This is a genomic window from Aeromonas encheleia (assembly GCF_900637545.1).
GTDB classification, from domain to species: domain Bacteria; phylum Pseudomonadota; class Gammaproteobacteria; order Enterobacterales; family Aeromonadaceae; genus Aeromonas; species Aeromonas encheleia.
In genome coordinates, this window is sequence record NZ_LR134376.1 from 3,179,576 (window position 1) to 3,195,518 (window position 15,943).

A 15,943-nucleotide genomic window follows, 5' to 3' on the forward strand; every position below is an offset into this window, starting at 1 on the left:
CCGCAGCCAACAGCAAAAAGCCCCGCCAGTATTGGCGGGGCTTTTTCATATGAGACGTGAACCTGAGTGACTAGCGGCGGCTGCGCCAGCGCACCCTGGGGAGGATCACCTGGGCGGTCTGTGCGGGGGGATTGCCCGCGATCAGTTGCTGCATCAGCTCGAAGGCGGCCCGGGCCAGGGCCGGACAATCCTGGGCCACCGAGTCGATGCGCATGGGAATGCAGTCGAGCAGATCGTGATCGTCGAAGGTACAGAGGCGCATCCCCGTCTCCATCAGCCCCGCCTCGTTGAGATAGCGCAGCACCCCCTCTAGCAGAGTGAAAGAGGCGGTAAAGAGCCCTTTGGGTGGCGCCCCCAGCTCGGCCACCAACTCGGCCATCAGCTGATAACCTGAGCTCGGCTGATAGTCGCGATGGCGCACCCGGGCAGGATTGGCCTCCAGCCCTGCCCGGTACAGACCGAGTTCATAACCTGCCAACCGGTGGCGGCTGGGGGAGAGATCCAGCAGACCGCCGAAGTAGTAGACCTCATCCCCACACTCATTGGCCATCTGATGCACCAGCTCGGCGGTGGCCTTGCAGGCGTCCGAGATCACCATGGGCAGGCGCGATTCGCCGATGTGGCGGTCGAGCTGCACCACCGGCAGGCGGTCGTGAATGCGGGCATAGATGTCGTCGCTGTGACCGCTGGAGGCAACGATGAGGCCATCCACCTGACGGCTGATAAGGTTGTCCACCACCTTCTGCTCCAGGGTGGGGTCATCCTCGGAGCAGGCGATCAGCAGCTGGATGCCCGCTTCCCGGCAGTGGGCCTCGAGGGCGCGCGCTATGCTGGCAAACCCGAAGTTGGTGAGATCGGGGATCACCAGCCCCCAGGTGTAGCTGCGGGTCTCGCGCAGGGAGCGGGCATGAAAGCTCGGCTGGTAGTGACACTCATCCGCCACCGCCTGGATCCGCTTGCGGGTATCGTCGGCAATCCTGTACTCCGCACTCTTGCCGTTGAGCACCAGACTGGCGGTCGCCTTGGACACCCCCGCCAGTTCGGCTATCTGGGCAATCGTGATCCGTTTCTTCTTCTCCACCTGGCCTCCCGGCTGACTAGCACCGGGCTATTGTACTAGGCAAGCCGCCAGCGGCCAGTGATCAAGGCAAATTTTGCTGCCATCATCGCCGTTACCCGATGAAAGTTGAGGCTTTTCCCCGGGGAAGTAGCGGGCTGACAGACTCTGGCGACCGCCATCCACGAAACACTCGAGGCTGGAGCGGTCACAGAGCAGCGTCAGCGGACCTCCCAGCCAGGGGGCGGCTCTCTCTTCCCACGCCCCGCTCTGCCAGTTCTGGCGGCGCAGGGTGATACGCCCCGGCTGCCACACCAGCTCGGCCACTGTGCCAAACCAGAGGCTCCCCTCGCCACAGAGATCCAGATCGAGCCAGGCCGAGTCGATGGCGAGCCCCGGAAACTCCCTGAGCGCCCCCTCGAAGCGGGTCAGTTCCCCCTTGAGGGCGGCCAGCTCAGCCACCGGTCGCTGGCAGAGCCACTCATCCTGCCAGAACAGCTCCCGCGGGCAGCTCATCTGGTGGATCCAGCCATAGGGAATGGTCGGCTGGCTCATCTCGTTCTCCTCCGGCAACCCCAGCCAGCCAAACAGCAGGCGGCAACCCTGACTATCCAGGGTGGTCTGTGGCGCATAGAACTCAAAGCCCCTGTCCAGCTCGTGAAAGTCCCCGTGGGCAAACTGCGTCCCGTCGAAAGTGCCCGCCAGCCAGCCACACTGATGGAGGTTGAGATAGTCATCCCCCTCGGGGGCAATCCCCTGGGGGCAGCAGATCAGCAGATGGCGATCCCCTAGCGGGAAGAGATCCGGGCACTCCCACATGTAGCCAAACTCCCCCAGCCCACCGTACCCGCTGCCGGCGATGGGGCCCACCAACTGCCAATGGTGCAAGGTGTCGCCGCGATAGAGCAGCACCTCACCTTTATCATCCAGGGTGCGGGCCCCCAGCACCATCAACCACTGCTGCCCGTCGTGCCACACCTTGGGGTCGCGCACATGGCCGCTGTAGCCTTCAGGCAGTTCCAGCACAGGGCCCAGCTTGTCGAAACCGCCCTCACCGTCGGCGCGGGCCAGACACTGGTAGGCGGTGCGGCTGCCATCCAGGTATTTGACGTTGCCGGTGTAGATGAGGGTCAAACGCCCCTGCTCGTCGCTCACCGCCGAACCCGAATAGCAGCCGTGGCTCTCATAGGCTTCGGTGGGCAAGAGCGCCACCGGCTCGTGCTGCCAGTGCAACAGATCGGTGGAAGTGACGTGGCCCCAGCCCTTGTTGCGGTGCTCGCAGCCGAGCGGGTTCCACTGGTAGAAGAGGTGGTAGCACCCATCATGCTCGATAAAACCGTTGGGGTCATTGAGCAGCCCCACCGGGGCTGCCAGATGCCAGCAGGGCCTATGGGGATCGGCCGCCGCCTTGAGCTGTCCGGCCAGCAGGGACCGGACAATCTGGTTGAGGAGATAAGCGTCCTTCATCACTCCACCTTGTACTTGAGCAGGTAGGAGGCGACGAAGGCGGCACCGAAGGCGATCACCAGCCCGATGACGTAGTGGATGAGGCTCATGGGCTGGACTATTGCCATGCCCGGAATGCCGGTCAGGCCCACCGCCGTCATGCCCACCTTGGCCGCCACCACGTAGGCGCCGCCGCAGGCACCGCCGAACAGACCGGCCAGGAAGGGTTTGATGTAGCGCAGGTTGACGCCGAAGATGGCGGCCTCGGTGATGCCCAGCAGGCAGGACATGGCCGCCGGCACGGTAATGGCCCTGATTTTCGGATCCCGGGTCTTGAAGTAGACCGCCAGACAAGCCCCGCCCTGCGCCACGTTGGCCATGGCCCAGATGGGCAGCAGGAAGTTGACCCCTATGGCCGGATTGGTGAGCAGTCCCGCCTCGATGGCGTGGAAGCTGTGGTGGATGCCGGTGATGACGATGAGCGAGTAAGTTCCGCCAAACACCAGCCCTGCCAGCCAGCCCGCCTGCTCATAGAGCGCACTCAGGCCAAAGGAGATGCCGTCCCCCAGCACCCGCCCGGCCGGGCCGATAAACAGCAGCGCCACGAAACCGGTGATGATGACTGTGAGGAAGGGGGTCAAGATCAGATCCAGCGCATCCGGGATCCGCTTGCGCAGCTGCTTCTCCAGATGAGACATGAACCAGACCGCCAGCAGCACCGGGAAGACGGTGCCCTGATATCCGATCATGGCCACATCAAGCCCGAAGAAGTCCATGGTCTTGAAGCCACCGGCCACCCCCCAGGCGTTGGTCAGCGCCGGATGGGTGAGGATCCCCCCCATGGTGGCGCCCAGATAGGGGTTGCCGCCAAATTCCCGCGCCGCGGTAAAGCCGATGAGGATCGGCAAGATGATGAAGGCCGCCGAGCTGAACATGTCGAGCATGACGAACAGGGCGCTGTCGGCATTGACCCAGCCGTAGGTGCGCACCATGCCGAGCAGCCCCATCAGTAGACCGGAGGCCACTATGGCCGGAATGATAGGCACGAAGATGTTGGAGAGCGTGCGTGCCAGACGCTGGGCCACATTGAGCTTGGCGCTGGCCATGTCGGTCAGCTCCGCCTTGCTGGCAGTGCCGGTCCCGGTCAGAGCCACAAACTCGGCGTAGACCCTGTTGACCAGCCCTGTGCCGAAGATCACCTGGATCTGACCCGCGTTGCTAAAGCAGCCCTTGACCCCGTCCAGCTTGTCGATGGCGGCCTTGTTCACCTTGCTGTCATCCGCCAGCACCAGCCGCAGCCGGGTGGCACAATGGGCGGCACTGACGATATTCTCACGGCCCCCAAGCAGGGGCACCAGATCCTTGGCTATCGCACTGATATTCATACTCTTCCTCTTATGGCCCGCCATGCTGGCGGGCCCTTGTCATACGTGATTAAGACCAGATCGTAAAAACACATCCAGTTGAGTGCGGGTCGGCAGCGCCGTCATGGCCCCCTTGGCGGTGGTGGCGAGCGCCCCGCAGCCATGGGCCTGGGCCAGGATGGCGGGCAGCTCGCCCATAGTGGGCAAGCGCTCGCCCTGGGCCAGCGCGGCCAACAGACCGGCGACGAAGGCATCCCCCGCCCCCGTGGTGTCGAGCGGCGCCACCTTGGGCCCCACCCACTCCAGCCGCTCGCCATCGAGCCGGGCGACCACACCAGCCGCCCCGCGGGTCACCAGCACCAGAGCGGGTCCATCGATGGTGGCAAGACCGGCAACCAGATCCTGATGGCCGCTTAGCAGTTGCAGCTCCTCGATGGAGAGCTTGACCACATCAGCCAGCCCGATGGCGTCTCGCACCACCGGTAGCATCTCGGCCGGGTTGCCCCACACCTCCGGACGCAGGTTGGGGTCAAAACAGACCCGTCCCCCTGCCACCCTGATGGCGGCCATGGCCTGCAGGCAACTGGTGCGCACCGGCTCGTTGGCGAGCGCGATGGAACAGGTCAGCAGCCACTGCCCGGCTTCGAAGCGGGGCAAGTCTGCCGGTTCGAGGAACTGGTCGGCACTGGGGCGCACCATGAAGGTGAAGCTGCGCTCCCCTTCTTCATCGAGCTCCACCAGCACGGTGGAGGTTCGGTGGGCCGGATCCTGGGTCAGATGACGGATATCGACGCCCTCTGCCACCAGGGTATCGGCCATAAAGCGGCCGAAGGGATCGGCGCCGACCCGGCCGATAAAGGCCGATTCACCGCCGAGCCGCGCCACCCCCACCGCCACGTTGGCGGGCGCACCGCCCGGACATTTGAGGTAGTGCAGCTCCCCTTCCGGGATCAAATCCACCACCGCATCCCCCATTACCCACACACGATTCCCCACCTTGCTACTCCACTGCTGCATCGGATCCACTGCCAGAGCCGGGCTCTGTTCTCTTGGTCGGCATTATCAGCTAAACCGTTTTAGCTAACCAACAGATCCCGGCGTCGGCTGCCATTTTTGTGATCGGGATAACGAACTAGAACCAGGTTTCCATCTGCACGCCAAAGTTCCACTCGCCACCGGCGGTGAAATCGCTCTGGCCCATGGCATCGGTGCTGGCGTAGTTGTCGAGCTCGGAGGACCAGTCCATCCAGGTGGCGAATACCCGCAGCTCGGGCCGCTCGAAGAAGCCGGCGGTCTGTGCCTTGAAGGTGGGGGCGAAGGTGAGCTTGGTGAAGTTGCCGCTCACCGCCTGGCGTCCCTTGTAGCCCTTGGGATCCAAGTCCATGTACTGCCAGGCGGCCTCGTAGACCAGCTCGACGTTCTGGCTCAGCACCTGGGCCACCCGGGTGTTGAGGGTCAGCCACTGATACTCGTCCCCCTTCACGTAGCGATCCTGGCTCTGCTCCGCCAGCAGGGCCGGGGCCAGCCGCCAGCGCGGAGCGATATCGGTAGCCCCGAACACGGCGACCCGTACGGCGTCGGCATCGGGCAGCAGCTCGCTGTCGGAGCCCAACCCCTTGAGCTCGGCCCCCAGGCCATGGCCGTAGAGCACCGCGGCCTTGGAGAAGCCGGGATTGATGCCAAAGAAGCTGTCGCCATGGTAGGCCACCAGGGTGTGCGCCCCCTTGTTCGCCGCCTCGCTGCCGGTGCCGCCGTCGTTGATGCGCGCCTCGTTGTCCTTGGCCGAGAGGCCGTTCAGCATCCACTGCCAGTTGCCGAACCTGTTGTTCATGGTGAGGATGTAGCTCTCTATGTCCGAGAGGCCGCTGGCGCTGATGTCGCCGTAGTCGCGGCCGTAGAGGGAGAAGTTCGCCTTCCAGCTGTCGGCCAGCTGCACGTCGTAGACGCCGCCACCTGTCCCGGCCAGGAAGACCACGTCGGAGTCGAGCCAGTGGATGTCGAAGTTGTCCCGATCGAAGCGCTTGCCCGCCCAGAGCACCGAGTGCTGGAAGGGGCCGCTGAAGCTCGCCAGATTGCCGATTTCGGCAAACACCTGGCGGGTGTTGAGGCTGGAATCGCTGGCGGTCCAGTCGTTGCTGGTCTCGACTCCATCCGCCAGCATCAGCTTGTAGCGGGCCCAGCTGCCATCGGCGAAGGTCTGGGTCTTGAGCAGGTTGGCCTCCATGTAGGTGTCGTCTTCGTTGCCTAACCTCCCTACAGCCCCCCCCACCGAACCGGCTGGCGTGATGTAAGGGCCGCCACGCCCCCCGTTGCCGTTGCTGTTGGCCAGCAGACCAGAGCGGGCGTAGCCGTGAAACTCGAAGCCCTGGGCGCCGGCGGTCTGCTTGTCCACTTTCTCGCTTTGAGCCTTGGCGACCACGGCTGTCTCCCGGGCCTCGCTCGCCTTGCTCTCGGCCTGGTCAGCCCGCGCTTCGGCAGCGGCGGCGCGGGACTCTGCCGCCTGCACCCGCGCCTCCAGCGCCGCCAGACGCGCCTCTATACCGCCCTCGGCCGCCCACAGCGGGCCGCTCATCCCCAATCCCAGCGCCACTGCCAACGCCAATTTGCTCTTGAACATCGTCATCTTCCTCACCTGTCGTGTGTTACCCGATCGGGCTCTGTTTTTATCGGCGAAGAGAGCATAGCTAAACCGCTTTAGCTAACTCAATATGGCAGCTAAACCGTTTCAGCTACAATGTGAGCGGGATAACATTTGTACAGGGAAAACTGGCGGGAGTTGTGAGGAGGATCCCTCATCGGGATCCACTCAATAGCGGGGATCCAGGCTAAATCGCAGACAAAAAGAAAGCCGGCACAGAGGCCGGCTTGCATCACGCTTGCGGTGATTACTTGGTCAGGTCATCGAAGAAGCGTTTCACCCCTTCGAAGAAGCCTTCCGATTTTGGCTTGTGGGTCTTGGCGGCGGCACCGCTGAACGACTCGTCCAGCTGACGCAGCAGCTCTCGCTGGGTCTCGGTCAGCTTGACCGGGGTCTCGATCACCACCTTGCACATCAGATCGCCAACCTGGCCGGAGCGCACGGACTTGACGCCCTTGCCGCGCAGACGGAACAGCTTGCCGGTCTGGGTTTCCGCCGTGACCTTGAGCTTGACCCGACCATCCAGGGTCGGCACCTCGATCTCGCCGCCCAGCGCCGCCGTGGTGAAGCTGATGGGTACTTCGCAGTAGAGATCATTGCCGTCACGCACGAAGATCTCGTGCTCCTTGACGTGTACCTGTACGTACAGATCCCCTGCCGAGGCCCCCGCTTCCCCCGCTTCCCCTTCACCGGAGAGACGGATGCGGTCACCGGTATCGACCCCGGCCGGGATCTTGACCGACAGGGTCTTGGTCTTCTGGTAGCGGCCCTCACCGTGACACTTGCGGCACGGATCCTTGATGATCTTGCCACGACCGTGGCAATGCGGGCAGGCCTGCTGCACCGCGAAGAAGCCCTGGCGCATCTGCACCTGACCCGCACCGTGGCAGGTCGGACAGGTATGGGCCTGGCTGCCGGTGTGGGCACCCGAGCCATTACAGACCTCGCAATGGACCTGAGTCGGTATCTTGATCTCCTTGGAGACCCCACGTACCGCCTCTTCCAGGGTCAGCTCCATGTTGTAGCGCAGGTCGGAGCCACGGGCCGGGCCACGACGGCCACCGCCACTGCGGCCACCGAAGATGTCACCAAAGATATCGCCGAATGCATCACCGAAGTCCGCGCCGCCGCCAAAGCCGCCGTGACCACCGCCACCCTGGCTCTGATCCACCCCGGCATGACCGTACTGGTCATAGCGGGCGCGCAGGTTCTCGTCGGTCAGCACCTCGTAGGCTTCCTTGACCTCTTTGAACTTCTCTTCGGATGCGGCATCACCCTGGTTGCGATCCGGGTGATACTTCATCGCCAGACGCTTGTACGCCTTCTTGATCTCGCGCTCATCGGCACCTTTCGACACCCCGAGCACTTCATAGAAATCGCGCTTCGACATACTCATCCTGTTGCTACTTAAACAGTTATGCAGACGGGCGTTGGTCACCCAACGCCCGCAAATTCAGTGACTAAGCCAATGGGCAGAGCGAACTCTGCCCAGCTGGGTATGGCTTATTTCTTGTCGTCTTTCACTTCTTCGAACTCGGCGTCGACCACGTCGTCTTCGGCCTTGGCAGAAGAAGTCTGACCGGCATCGGCGCCAGCGCCCTGTGACTGCTGCTGGGCAAGCTCCATCAGCTTCTGGGACGCTTCCAGCAAAGCCTGTTGCTTGGCTTCGATGGCCGCCTTGTCGTCACCCTTGATGACGGCTTCCAGCTCGCTCAGTGCGGTCTCGACCTTGGTCTTCTCGTCGGCGGGCAGGGCGTCACCGGCTTCGGTGATCTGCTTGCGGACCGAGTGGACCAGACCGTCAGCCTGGTTGCGGGTCTGCACCAGCTCCTCGAACTTCTTGTCTTCGGCCGCGTTGGCTTCCGCCTCGCGTACCATGCGTTCGATCTCCTCGTCGGACAGACCGGAAGAAGCCTGGATGGTGATCTTCTGCTCCTTGTTGGTCTCCTTGTCCTTGGCGGAGACGTGCAGGATGCCGTTGGCATCGATATCGAAGGTCACTTCGATCTGCGGCAGACCGCGCTGTGCCGGACGGATGCCTTCCAGGTTGAACTGGCCCAGAGACTTGTTGTCGCTGGCGCGCTTGCGCTCACCCTGCAGCACGTGAATGGTCACGGCAGACTGGTTGTCTTCAGCAGTGGAGAACACCTGGGACTTCTTGGTCGGAATGGTGGTGTTCTTCTCGATCAGCGCCGTCATCACGCTACCCATGGTTTCGATACCCAGGGAGAGCGGAGTCACGTCCAGCAGCAGCACGTCGGTCTTCTCACCGGACAGTACGGCGCCCTGAATGGCAGCACCCATGGCCACGGCTTCGTCCGGGTTGACGTCTTTGCGCGGCTCTTTGCCGAAGAAGTCAGCCACGGTTTTCTGCACCAGCGGCATACGGGTCTGACCACCCACCAGGATGACGTCGTCGATCTCGCCGACTGCCAGACCGGAGTCTTTCAGGGCGACACGGACCGGCTCCAGGGAGTCTTTCACCATGTCTTCCACCAGGGATTCCAGCTTGGCGCGGGTCACCTTGATGTTCATGTGCTTGGGACCGGTGGCATCTGCGGTGATGTACGGCAGGTTCACGTCGGTCTGCTGCGCGGAAGAGAGCTCGATCTTGGCTTTCTCGGCGGCATCTTTCAGACGCTGCAGAGCCAGCTGGTCGTTGCGCAGGTCGATGCCCTGCTCACGCTTGAACTCGTCAACCAGATAGTTGATGACACGGTTGTCGAAGTCTTCACCACCCAGGTGGGTGTTACCGTTGGTCGCCAGTACTTCGAAGGTGGTTTCCCCTTCGACTTCGTCGATCTCGATGATGGAGATGTCGAAGGTACCGCCACCCAGGTCATACACGGCAACCTTGCGCTCACCCTTGACCTTGTTCACGCCGTAGGCGAAGGCCGCAGCGGTCGGTTCGTTGATGATGCGCTTGACGTCCAGACCGGCGATGCGACCGGCATCCTTGGTGGCCTGACGCTGGGCGTCGTTGAAGTAGGCCGGTACCGTGATGACGGCTTCGGTCACCGGCTCGCCCAGGTAATCCTCGGCAGTCTTCTTCATCTTCTTCAGCACTTCGGCAGAGATCTGCGGCGGTGCCATTTTCTTGCCTTTGACTTCTACCCAGGCGTCACCGTTGTCAGCCTTGGCGATGGCGTACGGCATGATCTTCAGATCGCGCTGCACTTCTTCATCCTCGAAACGACGGCCGATCAGACGCTTGATTGCAAACAGCGTGTTCTTCGGGTTGGTGATGGCCTGACGCTTAGCCGGCTGACCAACCAGGATTTCGCCGTCATCGGCATAGGCAATGATGGACGGAGTAGTACGGTCGCCTTCCGCGTTCTCGATCACGCGAGCATGGTCGCCATCCAGAATAGCAACACAGGAGTTGGTAGTACCCAGGTCAATACCGATGATTTTACCCATTTGACGAATCTCCAAATACTTTGAATAAACTGGCGAGGTGCTCGCCTTAATACGTTAACGGCTAGGTGGGGGCTGCCACTGTGGCTTTCAAGCTCCCGACATCAAATTCTTGCCACTGTGCAGTGCAATAGTCTGTGCCGCCGTGGCCTTGCCACCTATATGGGGCCGCGATGTTGAGCTTCAAGCCCTGCGCATAAAAAACCGTACCAACTTGTCGGTCAGCGGCCACATTTTCACCCACTCGCCGCGGATCCCAATAAAAAGCCCGCCGAGCGGCGGGCTCAATGGGGGGATGCGTCTCAGGCAGGGGCCTTGGAGACCATCACCATGGCCGGACGAATGACCCGACCGTTGAGCTCGTAGCCCTTCTGCATCACGGCGATGACGGTGTTGGGTGCCAGCTCGGCATTCTCGATCATGCTGATGGCCTGATGGGCATTGGGGTCGAACGGCTGGTTCAGGGGATCCAGCGCGACCAGACCGAACTTGCCCACCGAGCTCTGCATGGACTTGAGCGTCAGCTCAACCCCTTCGATCATCGGCTTGAGGGCTTCGTCTTCTTTGTCTGCCAGCTCGATGGCCCGCTCCAGGTTGTCCAGCACCGGCAACAGTTCCCCGGCAAACTTCTCCAGCGCGAACTTGTGTGCCTTCTCCACGTCCTGGGCGACGCGGCGACGCAGGTTTTCCATCTCGGCGGCGGCGCGAATGGCGCGCTCGCGCTCGTCGGCAGCGGCCTGCTGGGCAGCTTCCAGCTGGGCTTCCAGCTCGGCAATGCGGGCCTGTTCGGCTGTCACTTCACTGTCTACATCGGTCGGCTCGACTGGCTGGACTTCCACTTGCTCCATCGCTTCAACCTTTTGTTCTTCGTGGTTCATGACATCTCCAATATTCAGGGTTACTTGTTAGGGTCTGTTGACGTTTAGGCGCAAGCCGCGTTGCTGCAACAAATGACGTCAGGCTAGGCGCGAAACGCTGGCAATGGTTGTTCCCTTGGCAAGTTCCGCAACAACGCATGGCCTCATTTGCGGCGCAACCCGCAGGGACGGGTCAGTTTTTGCGTGTAACGTCGTTACTCGACGGCTCATTTGGATGACCAAACTTCGCGTCTCGCGCCTAGCTCCGCGCAAAAACTGACTCCGTCGCGGTCGCGACGAAACATCAACAGACCCTATGTTGGCGCTATTATGGGGACGTCGCCCCGGCTTTCAAGGGGAAAAGGGCCCTCTCATGGCCAATGAGGTGAGCCAACCGGCATTTTTGCCGCTTTTCCGGGCCGGATCCGCCCGCCGGGCATGGCAGCAGACAAATCCCCACCAAAGCGCGGTATACTCCCCTCAATACTCAGCTCCAGACCCGATAACCTATGGATTCTCCGTTCAAAACCATCGCCCTGATCGGCAAACCCCATCATGAAGGTGCCAACCAGACCCTCAGCGGCCTCTATCAATACCTGAGCAGCCGTGGCTTTCGGGTGCTGCTCGAGAGCCGGGTCGCCCACACCCTGGGCGTGCTCTGCGATGACGTGATGGATCTGGTGCAGCTCGGGGAACAGGCGGATCTCGCCATAGTGGTCGGCGGCGACGGTAACATGCTGGGGGCCGCCCGGGTGCTGTCACGCTTCGATGTGGCGGTGATCGGGGTGAACCGGGGCAACCTCGGCTTTCTGACGGATCTCTCACCCCAGGATTATCTGCCGCCGCTGGAGCAGGTGCTCTCCGGCCACTTCAAGAGCGAGCATCGCTTCCTGCTGGAGGCCGCCGTCTATCGCCACGGTGAGCGCAAGTCCAGCAACCTGGCGGTGAACGAGGCGGTGCTGCACCCGGGCAAGATAGCCCACATGATCGAGTTCGAGGTCTACATCGATGGCAGCTTCATGTACAGCCAGCGCTCGGACGGCATCATAGTCGCCACCCCCACCGGCTCGACCGCCTATTCCCTGTCGGCGGGGGGCGCCATCCTCACCCCCAAGCTCAACGCCATCACGCTCGTCCCGATGTTTCCGCACACCCTGAGCAGCCGCCCCATAGTGCTGGATGCGGACAGCGAGGTGCGCCTGCTGGTCTCCCCCGACAACCAGGACGACGCCATGCAGGTGAGCTGCGACGGCCAGGTGACCCTGGCGGTGCACCCGGGTGACGAGATCCTCATCAAGAAGAGCAGCCACAAGCTGCATCTGGTCCATCCCCTCGATTACAGCTACTTCCACGTGCTGCGCAACAAGCTCGGCTGGGGCAGCAAGCTGTTCTAAGCCGGTCAGACAGCCTGTGTGAGGCCGACACTTTACTGTATGGAAAACCAGTATATACTGGATGCATACACAGTAATGTTGGCCCATACAGGATGAGACCATGCTGACCCAGCTGACCGTCAACAACTTCGCTATCGTCAAGTTTCTCGAACTCGATCTGCAATCCGGCATGACCTGCATCACGGGTGAAACCGGCGCAGGCAAATCCATTGCCATCGATGCGCTCGGCCTCTGCCTCGGCGAGCGGGCCGAGGCCAGCATGGTGCGACCGGGCAGCGACAAGGCCGAGGTCAGCGCACGTTTCCTGCTGGACGGCAACCCGGCCGCCCGCGCCTGGCTCACCGCCAACGAGCTGGAAAATGAGGGGGAGTGCATAGTGCGGCGGGTGCTCTCCGCTGAGGGGCGCTCCCGCAGCTACATCAACGGGGTGCCCGTGCCCCTGGTGCAGTTGCGCAGCCTTGGCCAGCTGCTGGTCAACGTCCACGGCCAGCACGCCCACCAGATGCTGCTCAAGCCCGATTATCAACTTGCCCTGCTGGATGGCTACGCCGGCCACCATCTGCTGCTGGACGAGGTGCGCCAGCACTACCAGCAGTGGCGCCAGCTGCAAAACGAGCTCAACCGCCTCAAGGCCGAGCAGCAGCAGCGGGAGGCTCGCCGCCAGCTGATCGAATACCAGGTGCAGGAGCTGGATGAGTTCGCCCTGCAACCGGGGGAATTCGAAACCATCGAGGAGGAGCATCAGCGGCTCGCCAACGGCACCGAGCTGATGCAGGAGTGCGGCCAATGCCTCGATCTGCTCTATGACAACGAGGAGACCACCATCGCCGGCCTGCTGCAGGTGGCGGTGGACAGGGCCGAGACCCTGGTCGCCATGGATGGTCGTCTCGGCAACGTGCTGGGGATGCTCAACGAGGCCCTGATCGGGGTGCAGGAGAGTCACAGCGAGCTGCGCAGCTACCTCGATCTGCTGGAGCTGGATCCCGAGCGCTTCAACGAGCTGGAGGCCCGCCTCTCCAAGGCCATCAATCTGGCCCGCAAACACCATGTCAAACCGGCCGAGCTGGCCCTGCATCACCAGGATCTCGCCAGCGATCTCGCCCGCCTCAACTCGGATGAGGAGCGCCTCGAAGGTATGGAAGACGAGCTGGCCCAGGCCCGCCAGGCCTTCGTGCAGGCGGCAGAGGTGCTCAGCCAGAGCCGCCAGCGCTATGCCGAGGAGCTCGGCGCCAAGGTGACCAGCAGCATGCACGAGCTGGCCATGCCAGATGGCCGCTTCATCATAGAGGTGCGGGCGGATGCCCAGAGCAGCCTCTCCCCCCTCGGCATCGATAGGGTGGAATTCATGGTGACCACCAACCCGGGGCAACCGATCCAGCCCCTTGGCAAGGTCGCCTCCGGCGGGGAGCTGTCGCGCATCAGCCTCGCCATCGTGGTGATCAGCGCCCGCAAGGTGTCGACACCGACCCTCATCTTCGATGAGGTGGACGTGGGGATCAGCGGCCCGACCGCGGCCGTGGTCGGCCGTCTGCTGCGCCAGCTCGGCGAGTCCACCCAGGTGATGGTGGTCACCCACCTGCCGCAGGTGGCCGGCAAGGGGCACCAGCACATGGTGGTCAGCAAGCATACCGATGGCAAGACCACAGAAACCCAGATGCGGGCCCTCACTCCGGGTGCCCGTCTCAACGAGCTGGCCCGCCTGCTGGGGGGGGATCAGATCACCGACAATACCCTGGCCAACGCGCGCGAGCTGCTCGCCTGCTGAGCCCGGGCCGGCAAGGGGGGTGATGCCCCCTTGCCGCCCACTTGACCGCGCCTTGCCTGCCAACGAGCCAGCTGACGCCCCCACCTGGCTGTCACCGGGTTCTGCCTGCGCCCCTTTGCCCAGCCAGGGCTGACCAGGATTGCCCCCGCGGCCCCCACGCAGTAGAGTTGAACCGACTCGGGCCCAAGGCCCTCTCTCTCATGGCCCGGCACCGCGGCCACCACCCCACATCAGGAACACCCCATGCTTCATGTCTTTGGCCACAAAAATCCCGACAGCGACAGCATCTGCACCGCGCTGGTCACCGCCGACTGGCTCAATGGCCAGGGCCGCCCCGCCCAGGCCTTCGCCTTGGGCAGCCCCATCGCCGAGACCCGCTTCATCCTGGAGACGGCGGGGGTAGAGGCACCGCCCGTGCTGACGGGCAGCGTGGCCGACAAGCCGGTCTTTCTGGTGGATTTCAGCGAACTGGAGCAGGGGCCGGAAGGGCTGGCCGATGCCGATGTGCAGGGCCTCATCGATCACCACCGCATCGGCACCCTGATCACCCGTGGCCCGCTCGATGCCTGGATCAGGGCGGTCGGTTGCAGCGCCACAGTGCTGCTTGAGCTGATGGGTTATGACAAGCTGTCCCGCGCCCAGGCCCGCCTGCTGCTGGGGGCCATCGTCAGCGACACCTTCAACTTCACCTCCCCCACCACCACTGAGCAGGACAGGGTCGCGGTCGACCGGCTGCTCCCCATCGCCGAGCTGGCGCTTGCCCCCTTTGCCCAGACCCTGCTGGAGCGCCGCACCCAGCTGGGCGACGCGCCGCTCAGCGAGTTGCTCACCGCCGACGAGAAGGCCTATCAGATCGCGGGCCACTCCCTGATGGTCAGCCAGATCTGTGTGATGAACCCGGCCGAGATCCTGGCCCGACAGGATGAGCTGCAACAGGCGATGCAGGAGAGACTTGGGCGAGACAAACTCGATGCCTATGTGCTGATGCTGACCGATCTGGCCAAGGGGGACAGCCAGCTCCATTTCGCCAGTGCCGGCATCTTGCCGGGCGAACCCGTCCACCTTGCCGGCGCCGTCAGCCGCAAGAAGGAAGGACTGCCCTGGCTCGCCAGACACTTCGCCTGAGCGCCGAGCACCCCATACCCCCTCATCACTGCCCTAGCCCCCATGCCAGCCCGCATAGGGGCTACCCAATCCAGCATCGAGTCCGTTCGCGATCCCCCTCACAATCCCCTTCATTTTCCATTCAACTCAATTTGTTATGATGTGTTAAGCGGGCCGATGCGCGGCGACGCACAATGGTTCGCTTGATGTGACATCTCGCGGGATCGCCATGGGAAGGGACAGCCGTCTTGTCCTCCATGACCCGCACATGCCAAGGAGAACTGCTTATGACCCCAACCAATATAGTGCTGTTGCTGGAAGGCAAGGATTACGAGCAGGAGACGCTGGCCAAGGCGAGCCAGTTGGCGCAGGGAATGGGTTGCACGCTGACCCTGCTGCACCTGACCCACAGTAGCAAGACCCGGCGTGACAGCCTGTCGCTGTCGGAAGAGGAGCGCAGTGCCCAGGGCACCCTGGACGCCAAGGCCGTCATCAGCGAGCTCATCACCACCTTGCGGCATCCGGTGGATTACCAGTGCCTGGTGGTGAATGAGGTGGTGTCGGATCTGCGACGCTGGCTGGCCGCACACCCGACCCAACTGCTGCTGGTCGGCAGCCGTCACCACTGGATGGAAGGCTCCCTGGCGCGCCTGCTCATCTACAAGCTGCCTATCGATATCCAGATCTGCCACGAACCCTATGCCGAGCAGAGCAAGGCCGTCGCCTGATCCCTCGAGCGCCCGCCCCTGGGGTGGGCGCTCTTTTGTTCCCCTCCCCTTTTCCCTGCGCCGCTCAACCCGGTGCCATGGCACCCGCTCGGGACGTGACTGCCCGCTGGCCACAGCGTTACTGACAAGTCCATCCACATGATTTCTTACATATTGCTCGCTGTTTTTTCAGC

General features: G+C 62.9%; 12 protein-coding genes. 4 read left to right on the forward strand and 8 right to left on the reverse strand.

Annotated elements, in window-relative coordinates:
• Positions 1-70: 70 nt before the first annotated feature.
• From EL255_RS14725 to grpE, 8 genes are all read right to left on the reverse strand, one after another.
• Positions 71-1,081, reverse strand: a complete 1,011-nt coding sequence (locus EL255_RS14725; RefSeq protein ID WP_042653847.1) for a substrate-binding domain-containing protein — start codon at positions 1,079-1,081, stop codon at positions 71-73.
• A gap of 27 nt (positions 1,082-1,108) precedes the next feature.
• Positions 1,109-2,524 (reverse strand): glycoside hydrolase family 32 protein, encoded by a 1,416-nt coding sequence (locus EL255_RS14730; RefSeq protein ID WP_042653848.1) that lies wholly within the window; start codon positions 2,522-2,524, stop codon positions 1,109-1,111.
• The gene (locus tag EL255_RS14735) at positions 2,524-3,888 is read right to left on the reverse strand and encodes a sucrose-specific PTS transporter subunit IIBC (RefSeq protein ID WP_042653849.1); all 1,365 of its coding nucleotides are present in this window, start codon (positions 3,886-3,888) and stop codon (positions 2,524-2,526) included. Before EL255_RS14735 ends, EL255_RS14730 begins: the two co-directional genes overlap by 1 nt.
• Positions 3,889-3,927: 39 nt before the next feature.
• On the reverse strand, positions 3,928-4,884 hold the full coding sequence (locus tag EL255_RS14740) for a carbohydrate kinase family protein (protein ID WP_126623378.1): 957 nt from the start codon (positions 4,882-4,884) through the stop codon (positions 3,928-3,930).
• Between the two features lie 115 nt (positions 4,885-4,999).
• Positions 5,000-6,490, reverse strand: coding sequence for a carbohydrate porin (locus EL255_RS14745; protein WP_126623379.1), 1,491 nt, complete (start codon positions 6,488-6,490; stop codon positions 5,000-5,002).
• A 262-nt stretch (positions 6,491-6,752) separates the two neighbouring features.
• Positions 6,753-7,895: a molecular chaperone DnaJ gene (dnaJ, locus tag EL255_RS14750; RefSeq protein ID WP_033130361.1), complete on the reverse strand. Its 1,143-nt coding sequence runs from the start codon at positions 7,893-7,895 to the stop codon at positions 6,753-6,755.
• Between the two features lie 113 nt (positions 7,896-8,008).
• A complete protein-coding gene (dnaK, locus tag EL255_RS14755; RefSeq protein ID WP_042653852.1) occupies positions 8,009-9,925 on the reverse strand; it encodes a molecular chaperone DnaK in 1,917 nt (638 codons plus the stop codon).
• Positions 9,926-10,224: 299 nt separating this feature from the next.
• Positions 10,225-10,800 carry a nucleotide exchange factor GrpE gene (gene grpE, locus EL255_RS14760; protein WP_033130359.1) on the reverse strand — a complete coding sequence of 192 codons (576 nt, stop codon included), beginning with the start codon at positions 10,798-10,800 and terminating at the stop codon, positions 10,225-10,227.
• A 488-nt stretch (positions 10,801-11,288) separates the two neighbouring features.
• Between grpE and nadK the strand changes: the two genes are divergently transcribed.
• From nadK to EL255_RS14780, 4 genes are all read left to right on the forward strand, one after another.
• Entirely contained in the window at positions 11,289-12,173 is an 885-nt protein-coding gene (nadK, locus tag EL255_RS14765) for an NAD(+) kinase (protein ID WP_033130358.1), read from the forward strand.
• 100 nt (positions 12,174-12,273) lie between these two features.
• Positions 12,274-13,938, forward strand: coding sequence for a DNA repair protein RecN (gene recN, locus EL255_RS14770; RefSeq protein ID WP_042653853.1), 1,665 nt, complete (start codon positions 12,274-12,276; stop codon positions 13,936-13,938).
• A gap of 243 nt (positions 13,939-14,181) precedes the next feature.
• Positions 14,182-15,063, forward strand: coding sequence for a DHHA2 domain-containing protein (locus tag EL255_RS14775; protein WP_042653854.1), 882 nt, complete (start codon positions 14,182-14,184; stop codon positions 15,061-15,063).
• Positions 15,064-15,329: 266 nt separating this feature from the next.
• Positions 15,330-15,770 (forward strand): universal stress protein, encoded by a 441-nt coding sequence (locus EL255_RS14780; RefSeq protein WP_042653855.1) that lies wholly within the window; start codon positions 15,330-15,332, stop codon positions 15,768-15,770.
• Positions 15,771-15,943 lie beyond the last annotated feature (173 nt).

Coding starts and splice junctions, on each gene's coding strand:
- EL255_RS14730 (WP_042653848.1), bottom strand. CDS start 2,524: ATGAAGGACGCTTATCTCCTCAACCAGATTGTCCGGTCCCTGCTGGCC.
- EL255_RS14735 (WP_042653849.1), bottom strand. CDS start 3,888: ATGAATATCAGTGCGATAGCCAAGGATCTGGTGCCCCTGCTTGGGGGC.
- EL255_RS14740 (WP_126623378.1), bottom strand. CDS start 4,884: ATGCAGCAGTGGAGTAGCAAGGTGGGGAATCGTGTGTGGGTAATGGGG.
- EL255_RS14745 (WP_126623379.1), bottom strand. CDS start 6,490: ATGACGATGTTCAAGAGCAAATTGGCGTTGGCAGTGGCGCTGGGATTG.
- dnaJ (WP_033130361.1), bottom strand. CDS start 7,895: ATGTCGAAGCGCGATTTCTATGAAGTGCTCGGGGTGTCGAAAGGTGCC.
- dnaK (WP_042653852.1), bottom strand. CDS start 9,925: ATGGGTAAAATCATCGGTATTGACCTGGGTACTACCAACTCCTGTGTT.
- grpE (WP_033130359.1), bottom strand. CDS start 10,800: ATGAACCACGAAGAACAAAAGGTTGAAGCGATGGAGCAAGTGGAAGTC.
- nadK (WP_033130358.1), top strand. CDS start 11,289: ATGGATTCTCCGTTCAAAACCATCGCCCTGATCGGCAAACCCCATCAT.
- recN (WP_042653853.1), top strand. CDS start 12,274: ATGCTGACCCAGCTGACCGTCAACAACTTCGCTATCGTCAAGTTTCTC.
- EL255_RS14775 (WP_042653854.1), top strand. CDS start 14,182: ATGCTTCATGTCTTTGGCCACAAAAATCCCGACAGCGACAGCATCTGC.
- EL255_RS14780 (WP_042653855.1), top strand. CDS start 15,330: ATGACCCCAACCAATATAGTGCTGTTGCTGGAAGGCAAGGATTACGAG.